General features: G+C 34.2%; 19 protein-coding genes and 3 pseudogenes. 17 read left to right on the top strand and 5 right to left on the bottom strand.

Annotated elements, in window-relative coordinates:
- The first annotated feature begins 382 nt into the window (after nt 1-382).
- A complete protein-coding gene (ptsG, locus tag BDW31_RS09880; protein WP_053025316.1) occupies nt 383-2,410 on the top strand; it encodes a glucose-specific PTS transporter subunit IIBC in 2,028 nt (675 codons plus the stop codon).
- 174 nt (nt 2,411-2,584) lie between these two features.
- On the opposite strand, the pseudogene BDW31_RS09885 reads toward ptsG, so the two are convergent.
- Nucleotides 2,585-3,635, bottom strand: a pseudogene (locus BDW31_RS09885) (zinc-dependent alcohol dehydrogenase family protein).
- Between the two features lie 256 nt (nt 3,636-3,891).
- Here BDW31_RS09885 and BDW31_RS09890 point away from each other — a divergent pair.
- A pseudogene (locus BDW31_RS09890) lies at nt 3,892-3,996 on the top strand (acyl-CoA thioesterase); the annotation flags it as partial.
- Between the two features lie 20 nt (nt 3,997-4,016).
- The gene (locus BDW31_RS09895; protein WP_053025317.1) at nt 4,017-4,349 is read left to right on the top strand and encodes a thioredoxin family protein; all 333 of its coding nucleotides are present in this window, start codon (nt 4,017-4,019) and stop codon (nt 4,347-4,349) included.
- 166 nt (nt 4,350-4,515) lie between these two features.
- On the opposite strand, the gene BDW31_RS09900 is transcribed toward BDW31_RS09895, so the two are convergent.
- On the bottom strand, nt 4,516-5,472 hold the full coding sequence (locus tag BDW31_RS09900; protein ID WP_053025318.1) for an L-lactate dehydrogenase: 957 nt from the start codon (nt 5,470-5,472) through the stop codon (nt 4,516-4,518).
- Between the two features lie 163 nt (nt 5,473-5,635).
- On the opposite strand from BDW31_RS09900, the gene BDW31_RS09905 reads away from it, so the two are divergent.
- Nucleotides 5,636-6,607 (top strand): alpha/beta hydrolase fold domain-containing protein, encoded by a 972-nt coding sequence (locus BDW31_RS09905; protein ID WP_053025319.1) that lies wholly within the window; start codon nt 5,636-5,638, stop codon nt 6,605-6,607.
- A 110-nt stretch (nt 6,608-6,717) separates the two neighbouring features.
- On the opposite strand, the gene BDW31_RS09910 is transcribed toward BDW31_RS09905, so the two are convergent.
- Nucleotides 6,718-7,632, bottom strand: coding sequence for a DMT family transporter (locus tag BDW31_RS09910; protein WP_370863318.1), 915 nt, complete (start codon nt 7,630-7,632; stop codon nt 6,718-6,720).
- A 114-nt stretch (nt 7,633-7,746) separates the two neighbouring features.
- Here BDW31_RS09910 and BDW31_RS09915 point away from each other — a divergent pair, with 114 nt between their 5' ends.
- Both BDW31_RS09915 and BDW31_RS09920 read left to right on the top strand, forming a co-directional pair.
- The gene (locus BDW31_RS09915) at nt 7,747-8,028 is read left to right on the top strand and encodes a cupin domain-containing protein (protein WP_080365858.1); all 282 of its coding nucleotides are present in this window, start codon (nt 7,747-7,749) and stop codon (nt 8,026-8,028) included.
- A 15-nt stretch (nt 8,029-8,043) separates the two neighbouring features.
- Nucleotides 8,044-8,631 carry a helix-turn-helix transcriptional regulator gene (locus BDW31_RS09920; protein WP_110709612.1) on the top strand — a complete coding sequence of 196 codons (588 nt, stop codon included), beginning with the start codon at nt 8,044-8,046 and terminating at the stop codon, nt 8,629-8,631.
- 18 nt (nt 8,632-8,649) lie between these two features.
- On the opposite strand, the gene BDW31_RS09925 is transcribed toward BDW31_RS09920, so the two are convergent.
- On the bottom strand, nt 8,650-8,970 hold the full coding sequence (locus tag BDW31_RS09925; protein WP_053025321.1) for a hypothetical protein: 321 nt from the start codon (nt 8,968-8,970) through the stop codon (nt 8,650-8,652).
- 427 nt (nt 8,971-9,397) lie between these two features.
- Between BDW31_RS09925 and pgsB the strand changes: the two genes are divergently transcribed.
- From pgsB to BDW31_RS09970, 10 genes and pseudogenes are all read left to right on the top strand, one after another.
- Nucleotides 9,398-10,555, top strand: a complete 1,158-nt coding sequence (gene pgsB, locus BDW31_RS09930) for a poly-gamma-glutamate synthase PgsB (RefSeq protein WP_011274856.1) — start codon at nt 9,398-9,400, stop codon at nt 10,553-10,555.
- A gap of 1 nt (nt 10,556) precedes the next feature.
- Complete coding sequence (gene pgsC / locus BDW31_RS09935; protein ID WP_016930802.1) at nt 10,557-11,009, top strand: poly-gamma-glutamate biosynthesis protein PgsC; 453 nt, start codon at nt 10,557-10,559, stop codon at nt 11,007-11,009.
- Between the two features lie 23 nt (nt 11,010-11,032).
- A complete protein-coding gene (locus tag BDW31_RS09940; RefSeq protein WP_053025322.1) occupies nt 11,033-12,106 on the top strand; it encodes a CapA family protein in 1,074 nt (357 codons plus the stop codon).
- The gene (locus BDW31_RS12515; protein ID WP_180529098.1) at nt 12,081-12,257 is read left to right on the top strand and encodes a hypothetical protein; all 177 of its coding nucleotides are present in this window, start codon (nt 12,081-12,083) and stop codon (nt 12,255-12,257) included. Before BDW31_RS09940 ends, BDW31_RS12515 begins: the two co-directional genes overlap by 26 nt.
- Before the next feature lies 1 nt (nt 12,258).
- Nucleotides 12,259-13,854, top strand: coding sequence for a gamma-glutamyltransferase (locus BDW31_RS09945; RefSeq protein WP_053025323.1), 1,596 nt, complete (start codon nt 12,259-12,261; stop codon nt 13,852-13,854).
- A 386-nt stretch (nt 13,855-14,240) separates the two neighbouring features.
- The gene (gene xylB / locus BDW31_RS09950; RefSeq protein ID WP_016930798.1) at nt 14,241-15,728 is read left to right on the top strand and encodes a xylulokinase; all 1,488 of its coding nucleotides are present in this window, start codon (nt 14,241-14,243) and stop codon (nt 15,726-15,728) included.
- A 410-nt stretch (nt 15,729-16,138) separates the two neighbouring features.
- Complete coding sequence (locus tag BDW31_RS09955; RefSeq protein ID WP_016930797.1) at nt 16,139-17,185, top strand: PTS sugar transporter subunit IIC; 1,047 nt, start codon at nt 16,139-16,141, stop codon at nt 17,183-17,185.
- A gap of 2 nt (nt 17,186-17,187) precedes the next feature.
- On the top strand, nt 17,188-17,874 hold the full coding sequence (locus BDW31_RS09960; RefSeq protein ID WP_011274863.1) for a serine dehydratase beta chain: 687 nt from the start codon (nt 17,188-17,190) through the stop codon (nt 17,872-17,874).
- Between the two features lie 13 nt (nt 17,875-17,887).
- Nucleotides 17,888-18,784 carry an L-serine ammonia-lyase, iron-sulfur-dependent, subunit alpha gene (sdaAA, locus tag BDW31_RS09965; RefSeq protein WP_011274864.1) on the top strand — a complete coding sequence of 299 codons (897 nt, stop codon included), beginning with the start codon at nt 17,888-17,890 and terminating at the stop codon, nt 18,782-18,784.
- A 621-nt stretch (nt 18,785-19,405) separates the two neighbouring features.
- Nucleotides 19,406-19,573: pseudogene (locus BDW31_RS09970) on the top strand (hypothetical protein); the annotation flags it as partial.
- Nucleotides 19,574-19,685: 112 nt separating this feature from the next.
- On the opposite strand, the gene BDW31_RS09975 reads toward BDW31_RS09970, so the two are convergent.
- Entirely contained in the window at nt 19,686-20,180 is a 495-nt protein-coding gene (locus BDW31_RS09975) for a GNAT family N-acetyltransferase (RefSeq protein WP_053025325.1), read from the bottom strand.
- A 158-nt stretch (nt 20,181-20,338) separates the two neighbouring features.
- On the opposite strand from BDW31_RS09975, the gene srtA reads away from it, so the two are divergent.
- Complete coding sequence (gene srtA, locus BDW31_RS09980; RefSeq protein ID WP_053025326.1) at nt 20,339-20,941, top strand: class A sortase SrtA; 603 nt, start codon at nt 20,339-20,341, stop codon at nt 20,939-20,941.
- Nucleotides 20,942-20,957: the final 16 nt, after the last annotated feature.

A 20,957-nucleotide genomic window follows, 5' to 3' on the forward strand; every position in this document is an offset into this window, starting at 1 on the left:
AAACTCATTAAAAGGTTATCTTTTGGTTATAGAAATTATGATAATTTGCGTAATCGAATTATTATAACTTCGCGACTATTTGCCTCAACAACAAAAAAAGAGATTAAACAACCTAAGGTTGCTTAATCTCAATATTTGGACTCATCAGTCCGATTTGACCTAGAGCCGAATATTTAAATTATAAAAAATGTAAGATATTAGCAAAAAAATATTGAAAACGCTTTATATTATAGGTATAATTAAATTGTTAAAAAAGAACTGCGTGTTACTATTCGATTAGGCATGAGCAGATAAGCTATCATTATTTTTGTCATAAATGATGAGCTTATTTGGTCATGCTTTTTTAATGCGTAAAAAGATACATTGAAAGGATTGAGTCAAAATGTTTAAAAAGCTATTTGGACAATTGCAAAGAATTGGTAAAGCATTAATGTTACCTGTGGCAATCTTGCCTGCAGCTGGATTATTACTAGCAATTGGAACAGCTTTTCAAGGTGAAGCATTACAGCAATATCTTCCATTTATTAAAAATGGAGTAATTCAAAATATTGCTAGCATGATGACAGGTGCTGGTGGTATTATTTTTGATAACTTACCTATCATTTTTGCACTCGGTGTAGCAATAGGACTAGCAGGTGGAGATGGTGTAGCAGCCATTGCAGCTTTTGTCGGATTTATTATTATGAATAAAACAATGGGAGCATTCTTAAATGTTACGCCAGCACAATTGGAAGACCCATCTAAAGGATTCGCAAATGTTTTAGGCATACCTACACTTCAAACTGGAGTGTTTGGTGGGATTATTATAGGGGCTCTAGCAGCTTGGTGTTATAACAAGTTTTATAATATTTCCTTACCATCGTATTTAGGATTCTTTGCGGGTAAACGTTTTGTGCCGATTATGATGGCAACGACATCGTTTATTTTAGCTTTCCCAATGGCTTGGATTTGGCCATTCATTCAAAATGGATTAAATGCATTTAGTACAGGTTTATTAGATTCTAATACTGGATTGGCAGTATTCTTATTTGGATTTATTAAACGATTACTTATTCCATTTGGTTTACATCATATTTTCCATGCGCCATTTTGGTTTGAATTTGGTTCTTGGAAAAATGCAGCTGGAGAAATTATTCGAGGAGATCAACGTATTTTTATTGAGCAAATACGTGAAGGTGTTCATTTAACTTCAGGTAAATTCATGCAAGGTGAATTTCCTGTTATGATGTTTGGATTACCAGCAGCAGCATTAGCAATTTATCAAACAGCTAAACCTGAGAATAAAAAGGTAGTTGGAGGCTTGATGTTATCAGCAGCTTTAACATCATTCTTAACTGGTATTACTGAACCATTAGAATTTTCATTCTTATTCGTAGCACCATTATTATTCTTTATTCATGCAGTACTTGATGGATTATCATTTTTAACGCTTTATCTACTAAATTTACATCTTGGATATACATTCTCTGGAGGATTCATAGATTTTGTTTTATTAGGTATTCTTCCAAATAAAACACCATGGTGGTTAGTGATTCCGGTAGGATTAGTTTACGCTGTCATTTATTATGTAGTATTTAGATTCTTAATTGTTAAATTCAACTTCAAAACGCCAGGTCGTGAAGATAAACAAGCCTCTGTAGCTAATACATCTGCAAGTAAATTACCATTTGATGTGTTAGATGCAATGGGCGGTAAAGAAAATATCAAGCATTTAGATGCTTGTATTACGCGTTTACGTGTTGAAGTCAATGATAAATCTAAAGTAGACGTTGAAGGACTAAAAGCGCTTGGTGCTTCAGGGGTGCTTGAAGTAGGAAATAATATGCAAGCGATTTTTGGACCTAAATCAGATCAAATTAAACATGATATGGCACGTATTATGAATGGAGACATCACAAAACCTAGTGAAACCACTGTGACTGAAGATACATCAGATGAGCCAGTACAGTTGGAAGAGGTAAAAGAAACTGATATCTATGCACCAGGTACGGGTCATATTATTCCATTATCTGAAGTGCCAGATAAAGTATTCTCAGAAAAAATGATGGGTGACGGTATTGGATTTGTTCCTGAAAAAGGCGAAATTGTAGCACCATTTGATGGTACAGTTAAAACGATTTTCCCAACGAAACATGCCATCGGTTTAGAATCTGATACAGGAATTGAAGTATTAATTCATATTGGTATCGATACAGTGAAATTGAATGGTGAAGGCTTCGAAAGTTTAGTCGATGTCAATGAACCTGTCACACAAGGTCAACCATTAATGAAAATTAATTTAGCATACTTAAAAGAACATGCGCCAAGTGTTGTCACACCAGTGATTATTACAAATCAGGGTGATAAAACATTAACATTCGATGATGTTGATTCAGTAGATCCTGGTAAACGCATTATGACAATTAAATAATAAAACAAGCCTGGGACATCACATGTGTCTCAGGCTTGTTTTATGTGTTGGCAGTCGATGACTGAATTGAAAAGGTGTTGTCTCAAGGTTTTCAATTCTAATCCTCTTTGCCATGGCGGGGCGACGAATTCAGAAAGAATGCTGTCCCCCTTATTTTTTATTTAATAAACAACATTATTCAGTTATATCATTCTCAATTAATAATTTGATAGCTTTATGATCTGTAGCATTTCTGAATAAATCATAAGCATGTTCAATATCACTTAATTTACTATAATGTGTCATGAGTTGTTCAGGTTGAATGATTTTAGATTTGAGAGCTTCCAACAATTCTTCAGTAGTATTCGCCGAAACTAAACCTGTTGTCACATTGATATTCTTAATACATAATTTATCGATATCAAATTGTACTGGTAATCCATGAACACCAAAATTAGCGATTGTCCGTCAACACCAATTAACTTTTGACATAAATCAAAGGTTTGTGGAGTACCAACATCTTCAATGGCTACGTCCGCACCACGATGGTTCAATGTTTTTACTTGAGCAACAGCATCTTCAACATTCGTTGAATTAATTGTATGTGTAGCACCTAATTCCTTGGCAGTTGCTAAACGATTATCATCCAAATCGAGCATAATAATTTTAGAAGATGAATAAAATTGTACTGTTGATAATGCAGCTAATCCAACTGGACCTGCACCTACTATCGCAACCGTACTACCTGGTTTAACTTTACCTTTTAAAACACCAATTTCATAACCCGTTGCTAAAATGTCAGAGAGCATAACGAGTGCTTCGTCTGGTAAAGATTCTGGTGCATGGTATAAAGAGTTGTCTGCGAAAGGTACTTTAAAATATTCTGCTTGTGTACCATCTATGAGGTGACCTAATATCCAACCGCCATCTTTTTCACAATGTGCATAAATACCTTTTTTACAATAGTAACATTTACCACACGACGAGATACAAGAAACAATGACTTTATCTCCAACTTTGAAATTGTTTACACTTGAACCAACTGATTCAACGAAACCAATACCTTCATGGCCAAGTGTTGTGTTTGATGGTACTTCCGATGTATCGACTTTAATAATATGTAGATCAGTACCACAAATCGTGTTTTGACCATTCTAATAATTGCATCTGTACTTTCCGTAATGATTGGCTTCTCTTTATCAATCAGTTTTGCAAAGCCTGGCTTTTCATAAACATAAGCTTTCATATGAATTATCCTCATAAAATATGCGAATATTTTCACAAACACTATACTATGTAAATTTGACTATGTATTTAATAAAAATAATATATAATAAAATAGACATATATATAGTACGCTCATTAAATGTTGTATAGTTAAAGTAGATGAAAAATGCATGTAAACGTCGTAGAATATAATTGAATGATGACTTAAAGGAGATTATATTTTATGGGACATGAAGGCTTGTTAGTCGCCGAAAGAGAAATCGAAGTTAACAATTGGAGATAAAGTGCATTGTATTGGACAGCAAACAGGTGGTTTCTTAGATTTAGAACGCCAAAGAGAAACTAAGATGCCAGAGGTATTTCAAAACTTATTAAAATAAGTGAAAGTATAGGTGAGGATATGGCAAAGCATTTGAGTAATATGGAAGCCTTCCATCAAATTATTAATAATAATCAGTTAGTAGTAGTTCACGTAATGCGGGATCATTGTTCAGTGTGCCATGCTGTATTACCACAAATTGAAGATATTGTAGCATCTTACCCTAATGCAGAACTCGCCGTCATAAATCAATCAGATGTCGAAACCATTGCAGGTGAATTATCTATATTTACTGTACCCGTTGATTTAATCTTTATGAATGGTAAAGAAATGCATCGCCAAGCTCGATTTATAGATATGCAACGCTTCGAACATCAGTTGAAATTAATGTATGATAGTTGCTTTGAAACATAAAGTGAGAGCGGGCCCCGGCAAAGAGAATTTCATAAAGAAATTCTACAAATAAAGCAAGGTGGGGTTTGGGGCCCCAGCAAAGAGAATTTCATAAAGAAATTCTACAAATAAAGCAAGCTGGGGTTACGAATTAATTTCTGTGCTCCCTACTCACTTACTTTTAATATCAGCACATTTGATCAATGATAGCATCGGCTTGTCGCTGATAGTCTAAGATGATATCAGCAGAATGATGTAGCTGTGATAATTCTTCTTTTGTGAGAGCTAATTCAATAATTCGGTCAGCACCATTTCCGTTAATAACGGTAGGTACACCGATATATACATCACTCAATCCATATTCACCTCCAATGTAACTTGAAACATTCATAATGATATTTTTATTAAATAAGATGGCTTCTACGATTCTAACTAGACTTAGTGATATTCCGAAATTGGTTGTGCCTTTTCGAACATAAATATCGTAACCAATTTGAGTTGTACGGTTGGAAATGGAAGTCTTAAATGCTTCTATATTCGTATTAGAAGGTAATAAATCTAACACCGGCTCACCTGCAATTTGTGCGTGTGACCATACTGCGACTTGTGAATCACCATGTTCACCAATAATAGGTGCATAGACTTGATTCGGTGCTACATCGAATTCTCGACTTAAAAAGAATTGGAAACGCGCAGTATCTAAAGAAGTGCCTGAACCAATGATTTTATTTTTAGGAAAATTCGACACTCGTTTAACGACGTAACTCATAATGTCGACGGGATTGGAAGGTAATACAAAGTAGCCATCGAAACCACTATCTACAATACGTTGAATCATTGGTACAAAAATGTCTACATTATCTTCTAGTAGCTTAAGACGTGTTTCACCTTTAGCAAGTTTAGCACTTGCACAAATCACTATAATATCAGCGTCTTTACAGTCTTCATACTGTCCGACATGCACATTTACGAAGTTATCGCCAAATGGAGTCGCATGATTTAAATCCCACACATCTGCTTTAGCCTTATCCTCATCAATATCTATAATTGTCATCTCATCCACTAAACCTTTAGCTACGATTGCATGTGCAAACGCAGATCCTACATAGCCACTTCCAATAAGTACAATTTTATGACGTGCCATAAATCGTTGCCTCCTTTTATAATTTGAAAATTCGGATAATTTATATAAGGATAGCATGTTTTCCTTAAAATGAAAATATTGTTTAACGATAACAGTGTTAATTACTAAATGAATTGTCGTTTAAGGTTTATAATATAGACATGTATAGGAGGTCGTTTAAGCTATGAAAAAAAGTATGATAACCGTAGCAACATCTGCGATAATAGGAACGTTAGCATTTGTTAAAGTTAAAGAGAAACGCAGTTACAAAAGTTTTATAACTGAAAAATATATACGAATGTCTGGCATGAAAAAAACGTTTGAAAATGAAGCGGACGCGAAAAAAGCATTGGAAGAAACGAAAGAAATTACAGCTGGAAAATATGGTGGCACTAGTTATGAATTTAAACATGACGTTCGAACAAAAAGTTGGAATGGGTGCGTCACATATATTGTGAATGACCAACGTAACCATCAACAAAAAGTTGTTTTATATATTCATGGTGGTGCATGGTTCCAAGATCCACTAGATAATCATTTTAATTTTATAGATGAACTCGCAGGACAACTTGATGCGAAGGTCATTATGCCGATATATCCTAAAGTACCTCATCGTGATTATCGTACTACATTCGAATTATTAAAACTTATTTATGATAAACAAGCTGCCAAAGTTGAAAGCAGTGAACAGCTTATTGTGATGGGAGATTCTGCAGGCGGACAAATTGCATTGTCATTTGCCGAATATTTAAAAGCAGAAACTACACTTCCACAACCTGGACATATTGTAATGCTATCTCCAGTGTTAGATGGTACGTTAAGCAATCCAGATGCTAAAACGTATGAACGCATTGATCCAATGTTAGGTATAGAAGGTAGTAAATACTTTATAAAATTATGGGCTGGCCAATTACCTATTGAGGACTATAGAATATCGCCAATTAACGGTGACTTAGAAGGATTAGGTCGATTATCCATTTTTATTGGTACAAAGGAAACGTTATACCCTGACGCTTTAAAATTATCCCAAATGCTTAATGATAAAGGTATTGAACATGATTTTATGCCAGGATATAATTTATTCCACATTTATCCTATCTTCCCATTACCAGAAAGACAGAAATTCTTTACACAACTTAAATCAATTATTCTATAAAAATTAAGCGCCGAGGACGAGATGATTACTAAAGTGACACGATGAATTCACGAAGAATTCTGTGCTATTCAGGCTAGTCATCTTTCAATTCCTTGGCGCTACATTATTGATTACATTTCTTCAGGTTGTTTCTTAAGTGACAACATTAAAATTAAAATAAGAATTAATACGATTCCAATGACTTGGACTGATTGGAAAGTAACACCAAGCCATAATGCACTTGTAACAACTGCTATCACTGGTTCAATCGTACCTAATAACGTTGTCTCCTTAGGTGATAAGTATTTAAGACTATCTATAAATAAATAAAATGCGAAAGCAGTCCCAGCGATAATCCCAAAAATTAAATAAATGATTGTAGATGCACTCATGTTGCTAAAGCTAACATCCCATATAGGATGCTTGAAACTCATTGCACAACCTGAAATAATCATTGCCCATCCTACGATTAGAATTGAAGGGAACTTTTCAAGTAAGCCTGTGGCATAAATCGTGTAAAACGCAAGTGCTAAGCCAGAGATAATTCCCCATAACAAACTCGTAGGTGATACGACTAAATGAGAGATAGATCCATTTGTTAAAAGTAGAAAAGTCCCAATTAACGTCATTGTAATGGCTAAAATATCAAAAGGACGAAATACGTCAAGACCACGTATGACGAACCAAATAATGATATAGACTGGTGCAATGTATTGGAGAAGTGTAGCTACTGCGACATTGCCGGTTGCGATGGATGCCATATAAGCGTATTGGACAAAAAGCATCCCGATTAAACTATATATAAACAAATTAACAATTGTTTTGGGCTTCTTAAAAACAATAAACATAGATTGCTTAGGATGTAATAGTTTGTACAGACTCAACAAGAAGATGCCACTTATTAGTAGGCGAGCAGTAACATACCAATCCACTTCAATATCTCGTTGATTAAAGAGTAAGTCGGAAACAGTCCCACCTAATCCCCATAAAGTAGCACCTATAATTGCAAATAATACTCCTTTTAATCTGTGTTGTGTGTGATTCATTGAATGCACCTCCATCTGTATTTTGTTTTATTATAAATCTCATAATATAATGTATATAAATTTGATAATACTCAAATAGTAATTAAAAGTATCAAGATATTGAGGTAGTGCGATATGGTTTCTAAAATTATTATTAATGAAGACTTAGAAGAAAAGATTAATTATCCTGATCGACGTTGGCCACATGTCATTCTACATACATCATTGAGTGAGACATTACTCGGATATATACCTTTACATTGGCATTATGCCTTGCAATTTATGTATGTCACAAACGGTGTGATTAAGGTAAAGTTAGCAGAAAATACATTGGAGATACATGAAGGGGAGGGATTATTTATTAATTCAAACGTTGTACATGAAATTCGTGACGCGAATGAAGGCGCGCGTTTCTAATGCTGGAACATTGGATTGCCCAATGTCACGGAATATATCAATTTTACTTATGTTAGTCGAATTGTTGATCAAGCGCAATCCATTCCATTTATTAAATTAATACCAAAAGATGAAGAAAATGTAAGTTTGTTACGGCGTATTGAGATAGTAGGACATATTTACTTATCACAAAGAGATTATTATCAACTGCAAATTCTTAGCGAATTTTATCAATGTCTAAATCATCTTTTAAATATTTTTAATCAATATGAACAAATCAATCAATATTTCTTTGATCCAAGAGTTAAACAATGTATTGAATACTTACAAAGTCATTATCATAAAAAGGTGCAACTGAGTGAGTTAAGTCATATGGTTCATATGAGCGAAGCGGAGACGATTAAGTTGTTTAAACGATTTGCAGGGGACACGCCATTCAATTTCTTACAAAATTATCGACTAGAGCAGAGTGCTAAGCAACTCATGTATCATCATAAAAATGTGACTGAAGTGGCAATGGATTGTGGATTCTCAACTACAAGTTACTTTATACAAAATTTTAAGCAGAAATATTCACTCACTCCTAAGCAATTTCAAATAAAATATGCAAAGTATTTAAAATAAAATAGGTGCATAGTGTCATCAATCAGATGAGCTTGCACCTACTTTTTCAGTATTTGTATTTGAAATTGTATCATTTGTATTTGAAACGGTTTCTTCTTTGGCAACATCATCACTTGTTGCTGAAGCTTTATTTAACTTTGTATCATTTATGCTTTCGTTAGAATCTTTAGTAACACTATTAATGTGTTGATGGTCTGTGTCTAAAACTGAACTACTCATATCATTGCCTTGTAAGCTACCCACAAGAATCAATACTAAATAGCTTGAACAAACTAATAATACCATTGCTAAATATATGCTAATTGCTATCTTAACAGGTTTAGTCAAAGGTTTACCCATCAGTATCCTCCTAAAGTTGTATCTTTAATTACCTCTAAATTAACATCAGTATTTTAATCTAATGTAAATGCGACGTAAATATTTGATAATTTCTCAAATAACTAGAACTAAATTTAAATTTTAGAAAAATATTTTTAAAATCATTCTTTATTTGTAAAAGTAAAATATTGAATATTTCTAAAAAAATTAATCTTTGTTAATATAATTTTACATTAGATTTACAATGTTAAAACTGACTAAATACGCACATGATAGCATACCCTTATTAGAAGTAATAATTTATTTATTATGTTCATATGAAGCAAGAGCGTTTGGATTTATTAGTCACTTCTATAGAAAATGTTTAAAGACATTTTTGATATACATAGCAATGAAATACGTATTTAGACAACTTAATATTAAAACAATTAAAGAGAGGTACTACACTGTGATTCTCATTATAATTTGTATCGCATTGATTTTATGGCTTGGTATTAAAGAGAAGAATCGCCATACTAATCGACTCAATAAGATTCCAATTAGAATCAACATAAATGGTATTCGTGGTAAATCAACGATTACGAGAATGATTTATAGCGTATTAAGAGAAGACCATTATCATGTTATTGGTAAAACCACAGGCACAGATGCTCGAATGTTGTATTGGTTTACTGACAAGGAATACCCCGTTATTAGAAAACCACAAGGTGCGAATATTGGTGAACAACGTGACATTGTGCGTAAAGTTGTTAAACAAAAAGCTGACTCTTTAGTTAATGAATGTATGGCAGTTAATCCAGACTATCAAATTACTTTTCAAAAAGATTTAGTTAAAGCCAATATAGGCGTTATCGTCAATGTCATGGAAGACCACATGGACGTGCTTGGACCTACACTTCAAGATGTTGCTCAAGCGTTTACTGCAACAATTCCTTACAAAGGGACTTTAGTTGTTATGAAAGACGACTATACGAAATTCTTCGCAAAAGAAGCTAAGAAACGTAAAACAAAGTTAATTGTCGTAGATAAAGATGAAGTTCCGGAATCATATTTAAGAAAGTTTCCATATCTCGTCTTCCCAGATAATGTTGCTATTGCATTAGGCGTTGCAGAAGCTGTTGGCGTTGATAAGGAAACTGCATTGAGAGGCATGTTAAATGCACCACCTGATCCTGGTGCGGTTGAAATCAAATACTTTAATGCAAATCGCACACGAAATGTATTTGTTAATGCATTTGCTGCTAATGAACCTCAATCGACAAAAGCTATTTTAAACAAAGTTGAATCTTATAACTATCCATATACGAAAAAAGTAGTGATTTTAAATTGTCGTTCAGATAGGGTAGATAGAACGCGTCAATTTGTTGAAAACTTTATTGATGATGTAGACTTTGACACACTCATTTGTACAGGTAAAAGTACACAAATGGTGACAGACTTAATGCAACACTTACCTGATAAAAAATATCTTAATTTTGAAAACCGTGAGTTCCCAGAAATTGAGAAAGCTATTTTGCAAGAGTCACAAAACGCACTCATATTCTGTGTAGGAAATATTCATGGTCCAGGTGGTAGAATAGCAGAATTTATAGAAGGGATAGAATAAAATGATAGGTTCAGAATTATACTTCTCTCTATTTGTCGGTATTGTATTAAGTTTAATATTTGCCGAGAAATTTGGGATTAATCCAGCAGGACTCGTTGTACCGGGTTATTTAGCACTTATATTCGATCAACCCATCATGTTGTTATCTGTGTTAGTCATTAGTTGTTTAACATTTTTCATAGTTACATATGGTATTAGTAGATGGGTTATTTTGTACGGAAGAAGAAAATTTGCGGCGATGATTTTAACTGGGATGGTACTTAAATTCCTGTTCGACTTGATTTATCCATTGACGCCATTTGAAATGGTTGAAGTGTCTGGTATTGGTGTCGTTATTCCAGGAATCATTGCGAATACAATTCAAAAGCAAGGTGTCGTGATTACGTTATCATCAACGATGTTACTTACATGTATCACGTATGTCATCTTATTCTTATATAGCTTTATTAATTAATCGCGAGCAAGGAGCGCAGAGTAATGAAAAAGAAAAAACGGTTATCAGCGAGCGAATGGTTACTTAAGCAATCGAAACGTCACAAACGTTTCAATTTTAGCTATACACTTATCGTTTTAATTGTGGCACTTGTACTTCTAGTATTCGCTATTAGAGCTGTAAAAGTTGAGCCAGTCGAGGCAATGCCAAGCTCAGGTAATGATTATATTCGTAGTACATATTTAGGCAATATCACATTGAATAAACATTTTCGACAAATGGATCTTAACGAAGTGTTTAAAGGGTTAAAGCAACCACTTCAACAAAGTGACTTTTCAACTGCTTCACTTCTAGTGAGCCATTTCTCAAATGATCCTAAAACGAATATTAAGAAGAATACTGAGAATATTATGTTCTTGAAAAAAGAAAATGTTAAAAGTGTCAATTTAATTAATAATACGATTGATAACGTGCAAGCCCAAGATTTAAGTAAACAAGTGGAAGCACAAACGGATTATAACTTTATGACTGGTAATGGCTCTAACCCAATTAATAGTAAGACGGTGCAACAAACGGTTAAAGGTAAAAAAATAGCTAACGTGTCATTCACTGACGTAGGTTCAAACTATGAAGATCCACTTAAAAATACAACATCTATTAGTTTAGACCCAAAAATATTTGTTCCATTAATCAAAAACTTAAAAGAAAATAACGATTTAGTTGTCGTAAACGTGGATTGGGGTATTACCAATGAACGTAGTGTGACGGATCGTCAAAAAGAATACGCACATGCGCTAGTGAAATCCGGTGCAGATGTAATCATTGGTCATAACTCAGTTGTCCAAAAAGTTGAAAAATATAAAAATGCAAGTATCTTCTATAGTTTAGGTAATTTAACATCAGATTCATTCTTATCTAAAAACCAAAAAGGTATGGTAGTTCAGCACGATTGGAATGGGCAGCATAATAAATTTAGCATTACACCTGTACGTGGTGCAGATGGCAAAATAACGAAAGACAACATGAATAAGATGGAGGCACAACGTTATTACAATAATATAAATGATAAATCAATTCACCTTAAAGAGGAGAATGGAGGATATACCTTTGAATATTAAAAAACATTGGTTAGGTATTGTAACAACGCTCATTATAATTGCAATTCTATTGATGGTGACGTTTGCCAAAGTGAACGAAGGCCTTGATAACTATGAGAAGAATGAATTAAAAGATGCAACGGAGCAATATTTGTCTAAAGGGGCCAGTTAGTATGAATATTTATAGTAAAGTGACATTATCAGTCATTTTAGTTATCACCATTTTAATATCATTTGTCTTTTACTACTTTAATAAAGAAGACAGACCTGATAAAGATACATTATTCGAAAATAAAATTGCAGATCATAAATCATCTGGCAGTAATAAAAAATATGGCGTAGCATCTAATAATGCGATTGCCACGCGTGTCGGTAATAAAATTATTGAAGATGGTGGTAATGCAGTAGACGCATCTATGGGTGTTTCTTATGCGCTAGCGGTAACAGAACCGCATTCGTCTGGTTTAGGTGGCGGTGGTGCCACGCTTACATATAACGGTAATGAAGGCGAAGAACCAAAGATGTACGAATATAAAACGCTATCTTCTTATAATTATAAGAAAGGCGATGAAATTGGTACACCTGGATTTGTGCAAGGTATGCATGATATGCATCAACGAGAAGGTAAAATGGATGAGAAGAAAATTTTTAGTTACGTAGTGCCATTAGCCGAAGATGGCTTCGAAGTTGATTCAGAATTAGAGCGTAGTTTGAAAATCTACGGTTCTGATATCGATCGAAATTCATCTTTCTTCAAAGGAAAACGTACAGTACGTGAAGGCGATGTAGTTAAACAGCCCGCTTTAGCTAAAACACTTAAAGGTATTAGAGATAAGGGGCCTAAATATTTCTATAAGGATATTGCTAAGAGTGTATCTAAACAAATCGATAGTGAATTAGTTGAGAAAGACTTTTCAACATTTAAAACTGAAGAAAAGAAACCAGTATCAACTAAATATTTAAATAATACAATATACTCTGCATCAAATCCTTTAGGTGGGGTTTTAATGTTACAAGGTTTAAAAATTGATGAAAGTGCCAATACAAATAATGATAGAACAGGTTATATCAATGGCATTATTAAATCACGTGATGTAATGTACCGAAATAGAGATATTGTTAATGGTCAGGAAGCGAATAACGACTCACACTTATCGGAAAATTATTTATTAGACAATTTAAATAATGTAAATAGTGGCGGTAATGAAATGAATAGTGATTTTGATACGTCATTAGATACGACGAGTACAACTCATTTTGTTGTCATTGATAAGAATGGTAAGCTTGCTAGTACTACAAATACATTATCTAGTTTCTTTGGTTCAGGTAAATTTGTTAAACAAGGTTTCTATATGAACAACTCTTTAACAAACTTCTCAAGTGATCCTAATAGTCCGAACTATGGTGGAAAACATAAAGCACCACGTTCTTATACATCACCATCCATTGTTGTTGGTCCGGATTTCTATATGGGTATTGGTACACCAGGTGGAAACAAAATTCCTACCATCTTAAATGAAGTGTTGATTGACTATTTAAGAGGTGACGGTTCCCTACAAGAATCTATTGATAAACCACGTTTTTATAACGATGGTGGTACAGTTTATTATGAGAATGCGACAAGTGATGAAGATATCAATACATTCAAGAGTATGGGATATGGTGTTAAAGAAAAACGTAATGACGCAAACTTTGGTAGTGTTCAAGGCGCAATATATAATAAAAATGATCAAACTGTTGAAATCGGTCAAGATGTTGGTAATAGATAATGGTTTGGTAAAAGCAAAATAATATTTTTGAGAGGCTGGGACAAAATAAAATGTCTCAGCCTACTTTATTATTTTGTCAGTAGATGACTGATTTGAAAATGCGTTTGAATAAAGCTTTTTTCAAACCTAGTCATCTTTGACGGGGTAGGACAACGAAATAAATTTTGAGAAAATGTTATTTCTGTCCAACACCTTTTTCTAAATAGAAATAAAGGGAAAAGAATTGAAATCATAGTTTACTATTGAAATTATCATTAAAATCGATATGATAAATATATAGGTTATAGAATTTAATATTAAAATTATATAAAATAAATATATATTGAATTGTTTACATGATATGTAAGATGAGCGCCTCTTATAATGATGGACAAGGTGGAATGGTTATGGAAGATGTAGTATTAGGAATAGACTTAGGTACGAGTGCAGTTAAAATAATAGCTGTTAATCGACAAGGAGAAGTAATTGCTTCAACGAGTGAACCTTTAACATTGATACAAGATCGTGCCGGTTATAGTGAGCAAGATCCTGAAGAATGGTTTAAAGTGGTTAAGAAAGGTATTAAATATATTAATGAAGTGCCTATAATGGCGAATTATACTGTCAAAGGGATCTCGTTCTCAGGACAAATGCATGGTTTAGTGCCATTGAATAGCGAACATAAACCTGTACGTCATGCCATTCTATGGAATGATACCCGTAACTCTGAACAATGTGCGCAAATCAAAGAAGTATATGGTGAAAGATTGAATGGCAATCCTATTCTTGAAGGATTCACACTTCCAAAAATGCTTTGGATGAAACAAAATGAGCCATCACTTTGGGAACAAGTAAGTGTCTTCGTATTGCCTAAGGATTACGTACGCTATTGTTTAACAGGTCATATTCACATGGAATATTCTGATGCAGCCAGCACATTACTATTAAGTCCAAAAACACATGATTGGACTAGAGATGTAGGTGAACGATTAGGCATCGGAGATATTTATCCACCTTTAGTACGTTCAACAGAGGAAGTTGGAGTAGTTCGTTCAGAATTAGAACAAGAGCTTGGTTTCAAAGCTCCTGTAAAGGTTTATGCTGGTGGTGGAGATAACGCATGTGGTGCCATTGGTGCAGGAATCATTAATGGTAACGATACGCTTTGTAGTATCGGGACATCAGGTGTCGTACTCAATGTTGAAAGCGAAGGCTACACTGAATACAAGAACAACATACATTTCTTTGATCATAGCGTTCCACAAACATTCTATGCTATGGGCGTAACCTTAGCAGCAGGTTACAGTTTAAATTGGCTTAAACAAACGTTCTTTGAACATGAAAGCTTTGACGATATCGTTAAACAAGCAAGTATCTCAACAATTGGTTCTAACCACTTATTATTCGCACCTTATTTATCAGGCGAACGTACTCCACATGGAGATGCTTTTATAAGAGGCAGTTTTATTGGTATTAGTGGTAGCCATAATAAGGCAGATTTTGCTAGAGCAGTATTAGAGGGTATTACCTTCTCTTTATATGACTCTATACAATTAATGCGAGAAGCTGGTAAAGAGATTACGCATATTACTTCAATTGGTGGTGGTGCGAAAAGTTCATTTTGGTTGCAGATGCAAGCAGATATCTTTAATGCTACAATAAGAAAGTTAAAACACGAAGAGGGTCCTAGTATGGGCGCTGCGATGATTGCAGCATATGGACTGCAATGGTTCGAAAGTTTCGATGAATGTGTAGATAAGTTTATAGATATTGCTCAAACATTTGAACCAGACGCTAAAAGACACGCACAATATGAAGCATATTATAAAGTATATAAAGATATTTACCGTCATACGCATCAATTAACTGAAGCATTATTAAAAATTGAAGATTAATTCAATGATAATAAACTGGAGCAGCAATGGTTGTTCCAGTTTATTATGTTAAAAACTAAATCATTTTAATTTTGCAACAATTTCAAATGTGAGCACTTTGTTATGTAAAGGTTAGTTGTCACGTTAAAGTGAAAATATCAACAAAGAAATGTATACAATTTACCCGAAATTTCAAATAATAAATACGCTGTTGAAAAGGTTTACAAAGCAGCTTTTATTAGTGTAAAATAACACGTATTATTTATTTCTTTTCAAAAAATTTAAAACTAAAATTTTTTAACCTCAAAAAGTTTCTAAATGTGATTTATTTCACAATTTTATTTTATTGTCATTGAATATGTCTTGAGATCGTTTTCTTCACGTTGTAGTATGACTATGGTAGTTAAATAAATAGAAAGAGGTTTTGGGGAATGAACATCATTTTAGGAGTAGGAACACTCGTATTAGTGCTTATCGTTATGACGCTATTCTTAAACTTTGCGCCATACGGTAAACAAGGACTACAAGCTTTATCAGGAGCTGCTTGTGCAACTTTCTTACCACAAGCATTCCTAAGTTACGCTATTGGTGGCGTATTCCATATCGAGTTTTTACAAACAATAGGAGATTTGGCAGGAAGCCTTGCAGGTGTTGCAGTAGGTATCTTAACTGGCTTGAAAATGGGCATCTCACCTGTTTTTGCAGTAATCATAGGACTAGTATTACACGACTTTAAATTATTACCAGCATTTATAGCAGCGTATATTATTTCATTCGGTATTAAATTTATCGAGAAAAAAGTCCCAGAAGGGTTGGACTTAATTGCTGTGATTTTAATTGCTCCAGCACTTGTATTTGGCTTAGCTACAGTTATTAGCCCAGGGGTTATGGCTGTATTAACTCAAATCGGTGGTGCAGTTACATCAGTAGGAGACAGCAATCCATACGCATTAGCCATTATTTTAGGATTAGTAATTCCAGTAACGGGTATGACACCACTAAGTTCAATGGTATTAACTAGCTTATTAGGACTAACTGGTATACCAATGGCTATCGGTGCTTTAACATGTACTGGTTCATCATTTGTTAACTATGTATTATTTAGCAGACTTAATATTGGCGGAAGTAAATCAAAAGCATTCGCAGTATTTGTTGAACCATTAACACAAATCGATTTAATCGCAAAATACCCTCTACAATTATATGGTACGAACGCAATTATCGGTGTTGTAAACGCTTGTATCGTTACATTCAGCGGACTCGTAATCGGTGTTAAAGGTATGGCAACACCAATTGCAGGTGCAATCGTCTTATTCGGATTTAACGATGCTACAAAATCAATAATTACAATCATCGTCGTTGCAGTTGTAAGTGTGGTATTAGCATTTATCTTCAGTACGTTAATTAAAAAATTCAACCTAATGAATATGAGCATAAAATTGCCTAGCAAACAGAAACAACCTAAGGAGAGTGTTTAATTATGGCTACTAAAAAAAGCTACGATTATCAAAGTGCATTTGATATTATTGGCCCTGTAATGATGGGACCTTCAAGTTCTCATACAGCAGGTGCAGTTAAAATTGGCAACGCTGCTTATGCAGTATTAGGTGGTATGCAGCCAGATAAATTAACAATTCATTATTACGAATCCTTTGCTCAAACTCATCAAGGACACGGTACAGATTTAGCTATCGTTGGTGGTGCAATGGGCTATAGCACATTCGATAGTCGTATTAAGAGTTCGTTAGCAATCGCTAAAGATCAAAACATTGAAGTAAATATTATCGAAGAAGAAGGCGACAGTATTGGTGAGCATCCTAACTGTGCGTATCTTGTTGCAGAAGGAAATGGTCGTCACATCGAAGTAATTGGTAACTCAATTGGTGGCGGTACGATTAAATTAAAACGCATCAGTGTAGAAGGACTAGACATTGATTTTAACTATGGTTTACCTATCTTAGAAATGGATGGAGCGGCAAATAAATCAGAAGTTAATCACTTTATCAATGATGTGAATGAACTTGGTGCAGACATTAAAGAGGAAATGACACAAACGGGCGATAATTTTAGTTTAGCAGTATTACCACTAAACAAAGCATTATCTGAATCAACGTTAGATCAAATTAAAGAAAAATATAGTCACTTAAATATATCCTATATTAAATAGAGGGGGATTAAAGATGTTTGATTCAATTAGAGAAACTATAGACTACGCAGTCGAAAATAAAATGTCTTTTGCAGATATTATGATTCAAGAAGAGATGGAACTTTCAGGCAAGACGCGTGACGAAGTTAGAGAAACAATGAAACAAAATTTAGACGTCATGAGAGATGCCGTAATTAAAGGATCAACTGGCGAAGGTGTTAAAAGTGTAACAGGTTATACTGGCCAAGATGCCATTAAACTTGCTAAATATAACGAGAATAATCATGCCTTATCAGGACATGAAATGGTTGAAGCAGTTAAAGGTGCGGTTGCTACTAATGAAGTAAACGCAGCTATGGGTATCATTTGTGCAACTCCAACAGCTGGATCCTCCGGAACGATTCCGGGCGTATTATTTAAATTAGAAAAAACACATGACCTTACAGAAGAACAAATGATTGATTTCTTATTCGTTTCATCATTATTTGGTCGCGTTGTTGCTAACAATGCAAGTGTTGCAGGTGCTACAGGAGGTTGCCAAGCAGAAGTAGGTTCAGCTTCAGCAATGGCAGCAGCAGCTGCAGTATCAATCTTCGGTGGCGAACCGGAAGCATCTGGACACGCTATGGCATTAGCGATTAGTAATTTACTTGGTCTAGTTTGTGACCCAGTAGCAGGTTTAGTAGAGATTCCATGTGTAATGCGTAATGCAATTGGTTCTGGTAATGCATTAATTTCTGCAGACTTAGCATTAGCTGGTGTTGAAAGTAGAATTCCAGTAGATGAAGTTATTGAAGCTATGGATAAAGTAGGACGTGGCTTACCAGCTGAATTAAGAGAAACAGGACTTGGTGGTTTAGCAGGTACACCAACAGGAGAAGCAATTAAACGTAAAATCTTTGGTGAAGCTGAAGTTAATAGCTTTTCATAATATAATTGAAATTAGAAGCCATTCTTGAATGTCAATATGACATTTAAGAATGGCTTTTTTAATACTTATGACAGATTTATCATTTTGGCAGTAGCTATCTGGTTTGAAAATGCACTTGAATCAAGTATTTTCAAATCTAGTCGGGGCTCCAGCAAAGAGAAATTCATAAAGAAATTCTACAAGCTAAGCAAGCTGGGGTTTGGGGCCCCAGCAAAGAGAATTTTATAAAGAAATTCTACAAGCTAAGCAAGCTGGGGTTTAGGGCCCCAGCAAAGAGAATTTTATAAAGAAATTCTACAAGCTAAGCAAGCTGGGGTTTGGGGCCCCAGCAAAGAGAATTTTATAAAGAAATTCTACAAGCTAAGCAAGCTGGGGTTTGGGGCCCCAGCAAAGAGAATTTCATAAAGAAATTCTACAAGCTAAGCAAGCTGGGGTTTGGGGCCCCAGCAAAGAGAATTTCATAAAGAAATTCTACAAGCTAAGATAGCTGGGGTTAAAACGAAATAAACTTTGAGAAAACATCAGATATGTTCTACTTCCATTTATTTATCAGAAAATTTAAAAAAGTTATTGCAAAATTTCACTAATACGTTTAAAATAGCCGAAAAGGGGGATGATGATATGCTAAGGTTATGTATCATCTTTTTTATATTCGTGACTAACACAACCATTACACAGTTATGGACAGTTGAGGGAACATGGGAGAATCTCTTATTACAATCGATGTCACTAAGTATGATTATTGTATTCCTGTTTTATTATGTGGGTTTAGTAATTGCGGAGAAAAAGAGGAAACAAATAGAAACTTTATTTAAGAAAGAATTCTTTCATGAGAAGGAAGACTTTTTTGAAAAAGACGATAAAAGAAAAGTAAGTGAGTAAAAGGGACTCACTTACTTTTTTATTTGTCATGCAAATCATATTGGTAAAAAGCAAGATCTAACCAGCGATCAAATTTGTAGCCAACATTTTGAATGGTACCTGCATGTTTGAAGTTAAACTTTTCATGTAATTTGATGCTGCTATCATTGGAAGCATCGATACCAGCTACAATAGTACGATAATTTCTAGTTCTGGCATCTTCAATAAGATGTTGTAATAATTGAGAAGCAATGCCTTTGCCTCGATTTGATTTATCTATGTAAATCGAATGTTCAATAGAATATAAGTAAGCCGGCCAGTTTCTAAATTGACCGTAAGTTGCAAAACCAACAGTCTTGCCAGCTTCTTCAAATACAAATATAGGTTCATTTGCTTTATTCTTCATGTCAAACCAGGCTTTACGTTCATCTAAAGTTTGAATATCGTATGTGTAAATAGCTGTAGTATGCAATATTGCATCATTATAGATTGATAGTATTGCCGGTAAATCTTCAATTTTTGCTTCTCTAATCATTATGGCACCTACTTTTCTAAGTTTGTATCAGTTTAAAACGAGATTTCAATTGTTGCAACTATATGTAATTAAATATGACACGATAAATTAAATTAAACTTACGAAATAAACATGATATACTATGACCTAAGAAAGTCACGTTAAAGGAGTAATACATAATGAAGAATTGGATTAATCGATTGATGACGATACTTGGTGTCATACTCATCTTAGTAGCAGTGTATCTATTTGCTAAACCACATATCGATAATTATTTACATGAAAAAGATAACGACAACAAAATAGAACAATATGATAAACAGGATAAGTCTAGCAATAAACAAACACCAACCATTCCTAAGGATAAAACTAAAATGGCAGGGTATATATCAGTGCCAGATGCAGAGATTAAAGAACCCGTGTATCCTGGACCAGCGACACCAGAACAGTTAAATCGTGGTGTAAGTTTCGCTGAGAAAGATGAATCGCTAAGTGATCAAAATATATCAATCGCAGGTCATACATTTACCGATAGACCACATTACCAATTCACAAACTTAAAAGCAGCTAAAAAAGGTAGCAAAGTATACTTCAAGATAGGAAAAGAAACACGCGAATATAAAATGACTAGTATACGTGATGTTAATCCAGACGAAGTTGAAGTATTGGACGAACACAAAGGTGAAAAGAATCAATTAACATTAATTACATGTGACGATTACAATGAGCAAACCGGTATTTGGGAAAAACGTAAAATCTTTGTGGCGAAACAAGTTAAATAAATAATAAACACCAATC

Source organism: Staphylococcus sp. AtHG25 (genome assembly GCF_003217445.1).
GTDB classification, from domain to species: domain Bacteria; phylum Bacillota; class Bacilli; order Staphylococcales; family Staphylococcaceae; genus Staphylococcus; species Staphylococcus haemolyticus.

What these genes read in the sequence shown, in the direction of transcription:
- BDW31_RS09955 (WP_016930797.1), top strand. Translation starts at nt 16,139, where the DNA reads ATGAACATCATTTTAGGAGTAGGAACACTCGTATTAGTGCTTATCGTT.
- srtA (WP_053025326.1), top strand. Translation starts at nt 20,339, where the DNA reads ATGAAGAATTGGATTAATCGATTGATGACGATACTTGGTGTCATACTC.
- BDW31_RS09975 (WP_053025325.1), bottom strand. Translation starts at nt 20,180, where the DNA reads ATGATTAGAGAAGCAAAAATTGAAGATTTACCGGCAATACTATCAATC.
- xylB (WP_016930798.1), top strand. Translation starts at nt 14,241, where the DNA reads ATGGAAGATGTAGTATTAGGAATAGACTTAGGTACGAGTGCAGTTAAA.
- BDW31_RS09905 (WP_053025319.1), top strand. Translation starts at nt 5,636, where the DNA reads ATGAAAAAAAGTATGATAACCGTAGCAACATCTGCGATAATAGGAACG.
- BDW31_RS09945 (WP_053025323.1), top strand. Translation starts at nt 12,259, where the DNA reads ATGAATATTTATAGTAAAGTGACATTATCAGTCATTTTAGTTATCACC.
- BDW31_RS09900 (WP_053025318.1), bottom strand. Translation starts at nt 5,472, where the DNA reads ATGGCACGTCATAAAATTGTACTTATTGGAAGTGGCTATGTAGGATCT.
- sdaAA (WP_011274864.1), top strand. Translation starts at nt 17,888, where the DNA reads ATGTTTGATTCAATTAGAGAAACTATAGACTACGCAGTCGAAAATAAA.
- BDW31_RS09940 (WP_053025322.1), top strand. Translation starts at nt 11,033, where the DNA reads ATGAAAAAGAAAAAACGGTTATCAGCGAGCGAATGGTTACTTAAGCAA.
- BDW31_RS09925 (WP_053025321.1), bottom strand. Translation starts at nt 8,970, where the DNA reads ATGGGTAAACCTTTGACTAAACCTGTTAAGATAGCAATTAGCATATAT.
- BDW31_RS09910 (WP_370863318.1), bottom strand. Translation starts at nt 7,632, where the DNA reads ATGAATCACACACAACACAGATTAAAAGGAGTATTATTTGCAATTATA.
- BDW31_RS09895 (WP_053025317.1), top strand. Translation starts at nt 4,017, where the DNA reads ATGGCAAAGCATTTGAGTAATATGGAAGCCTTCCATCAAATTATTAAT.
- BDW31_RS12515 (WP_180529098.1), top strand. Translation starts at nt 12,081, where the DNA reads ATGGAGGATATACCTTTGAATATTAAAAAACATTGGTTAGGTATTGTA.
- pgsC (WP_016930802.1), top strand. Translation starts at nt 10,557, where the DNA reads ATGATAGGTTCAGAATTATACTTCTCTCTATTTGTCGGTATTGTATTA.
- ptsG (WP_053025316.1), top strand. Translation starts at nt 383, where the DNA reads ATGTTTAAAAAGCTATTTGGACAATTGCAAAGAATTGGTAAAGCATTA.
- BDW31_RS09915 (WP_080365858.1), top strand. Translation starts at nt 7,747, where the DNA reads ATGGTTTCTAAAATTATTATTAATGAAGACTTAGAAGAAAAGATTAAT.
- BDW31_RS09960 (WP_011274863.1), top strand. Translation starts at nt 17,188, where the DNA reads ATGGCTACTAAAAAAAGCTACGATTATCAAAGTGCATTTGATATTATT.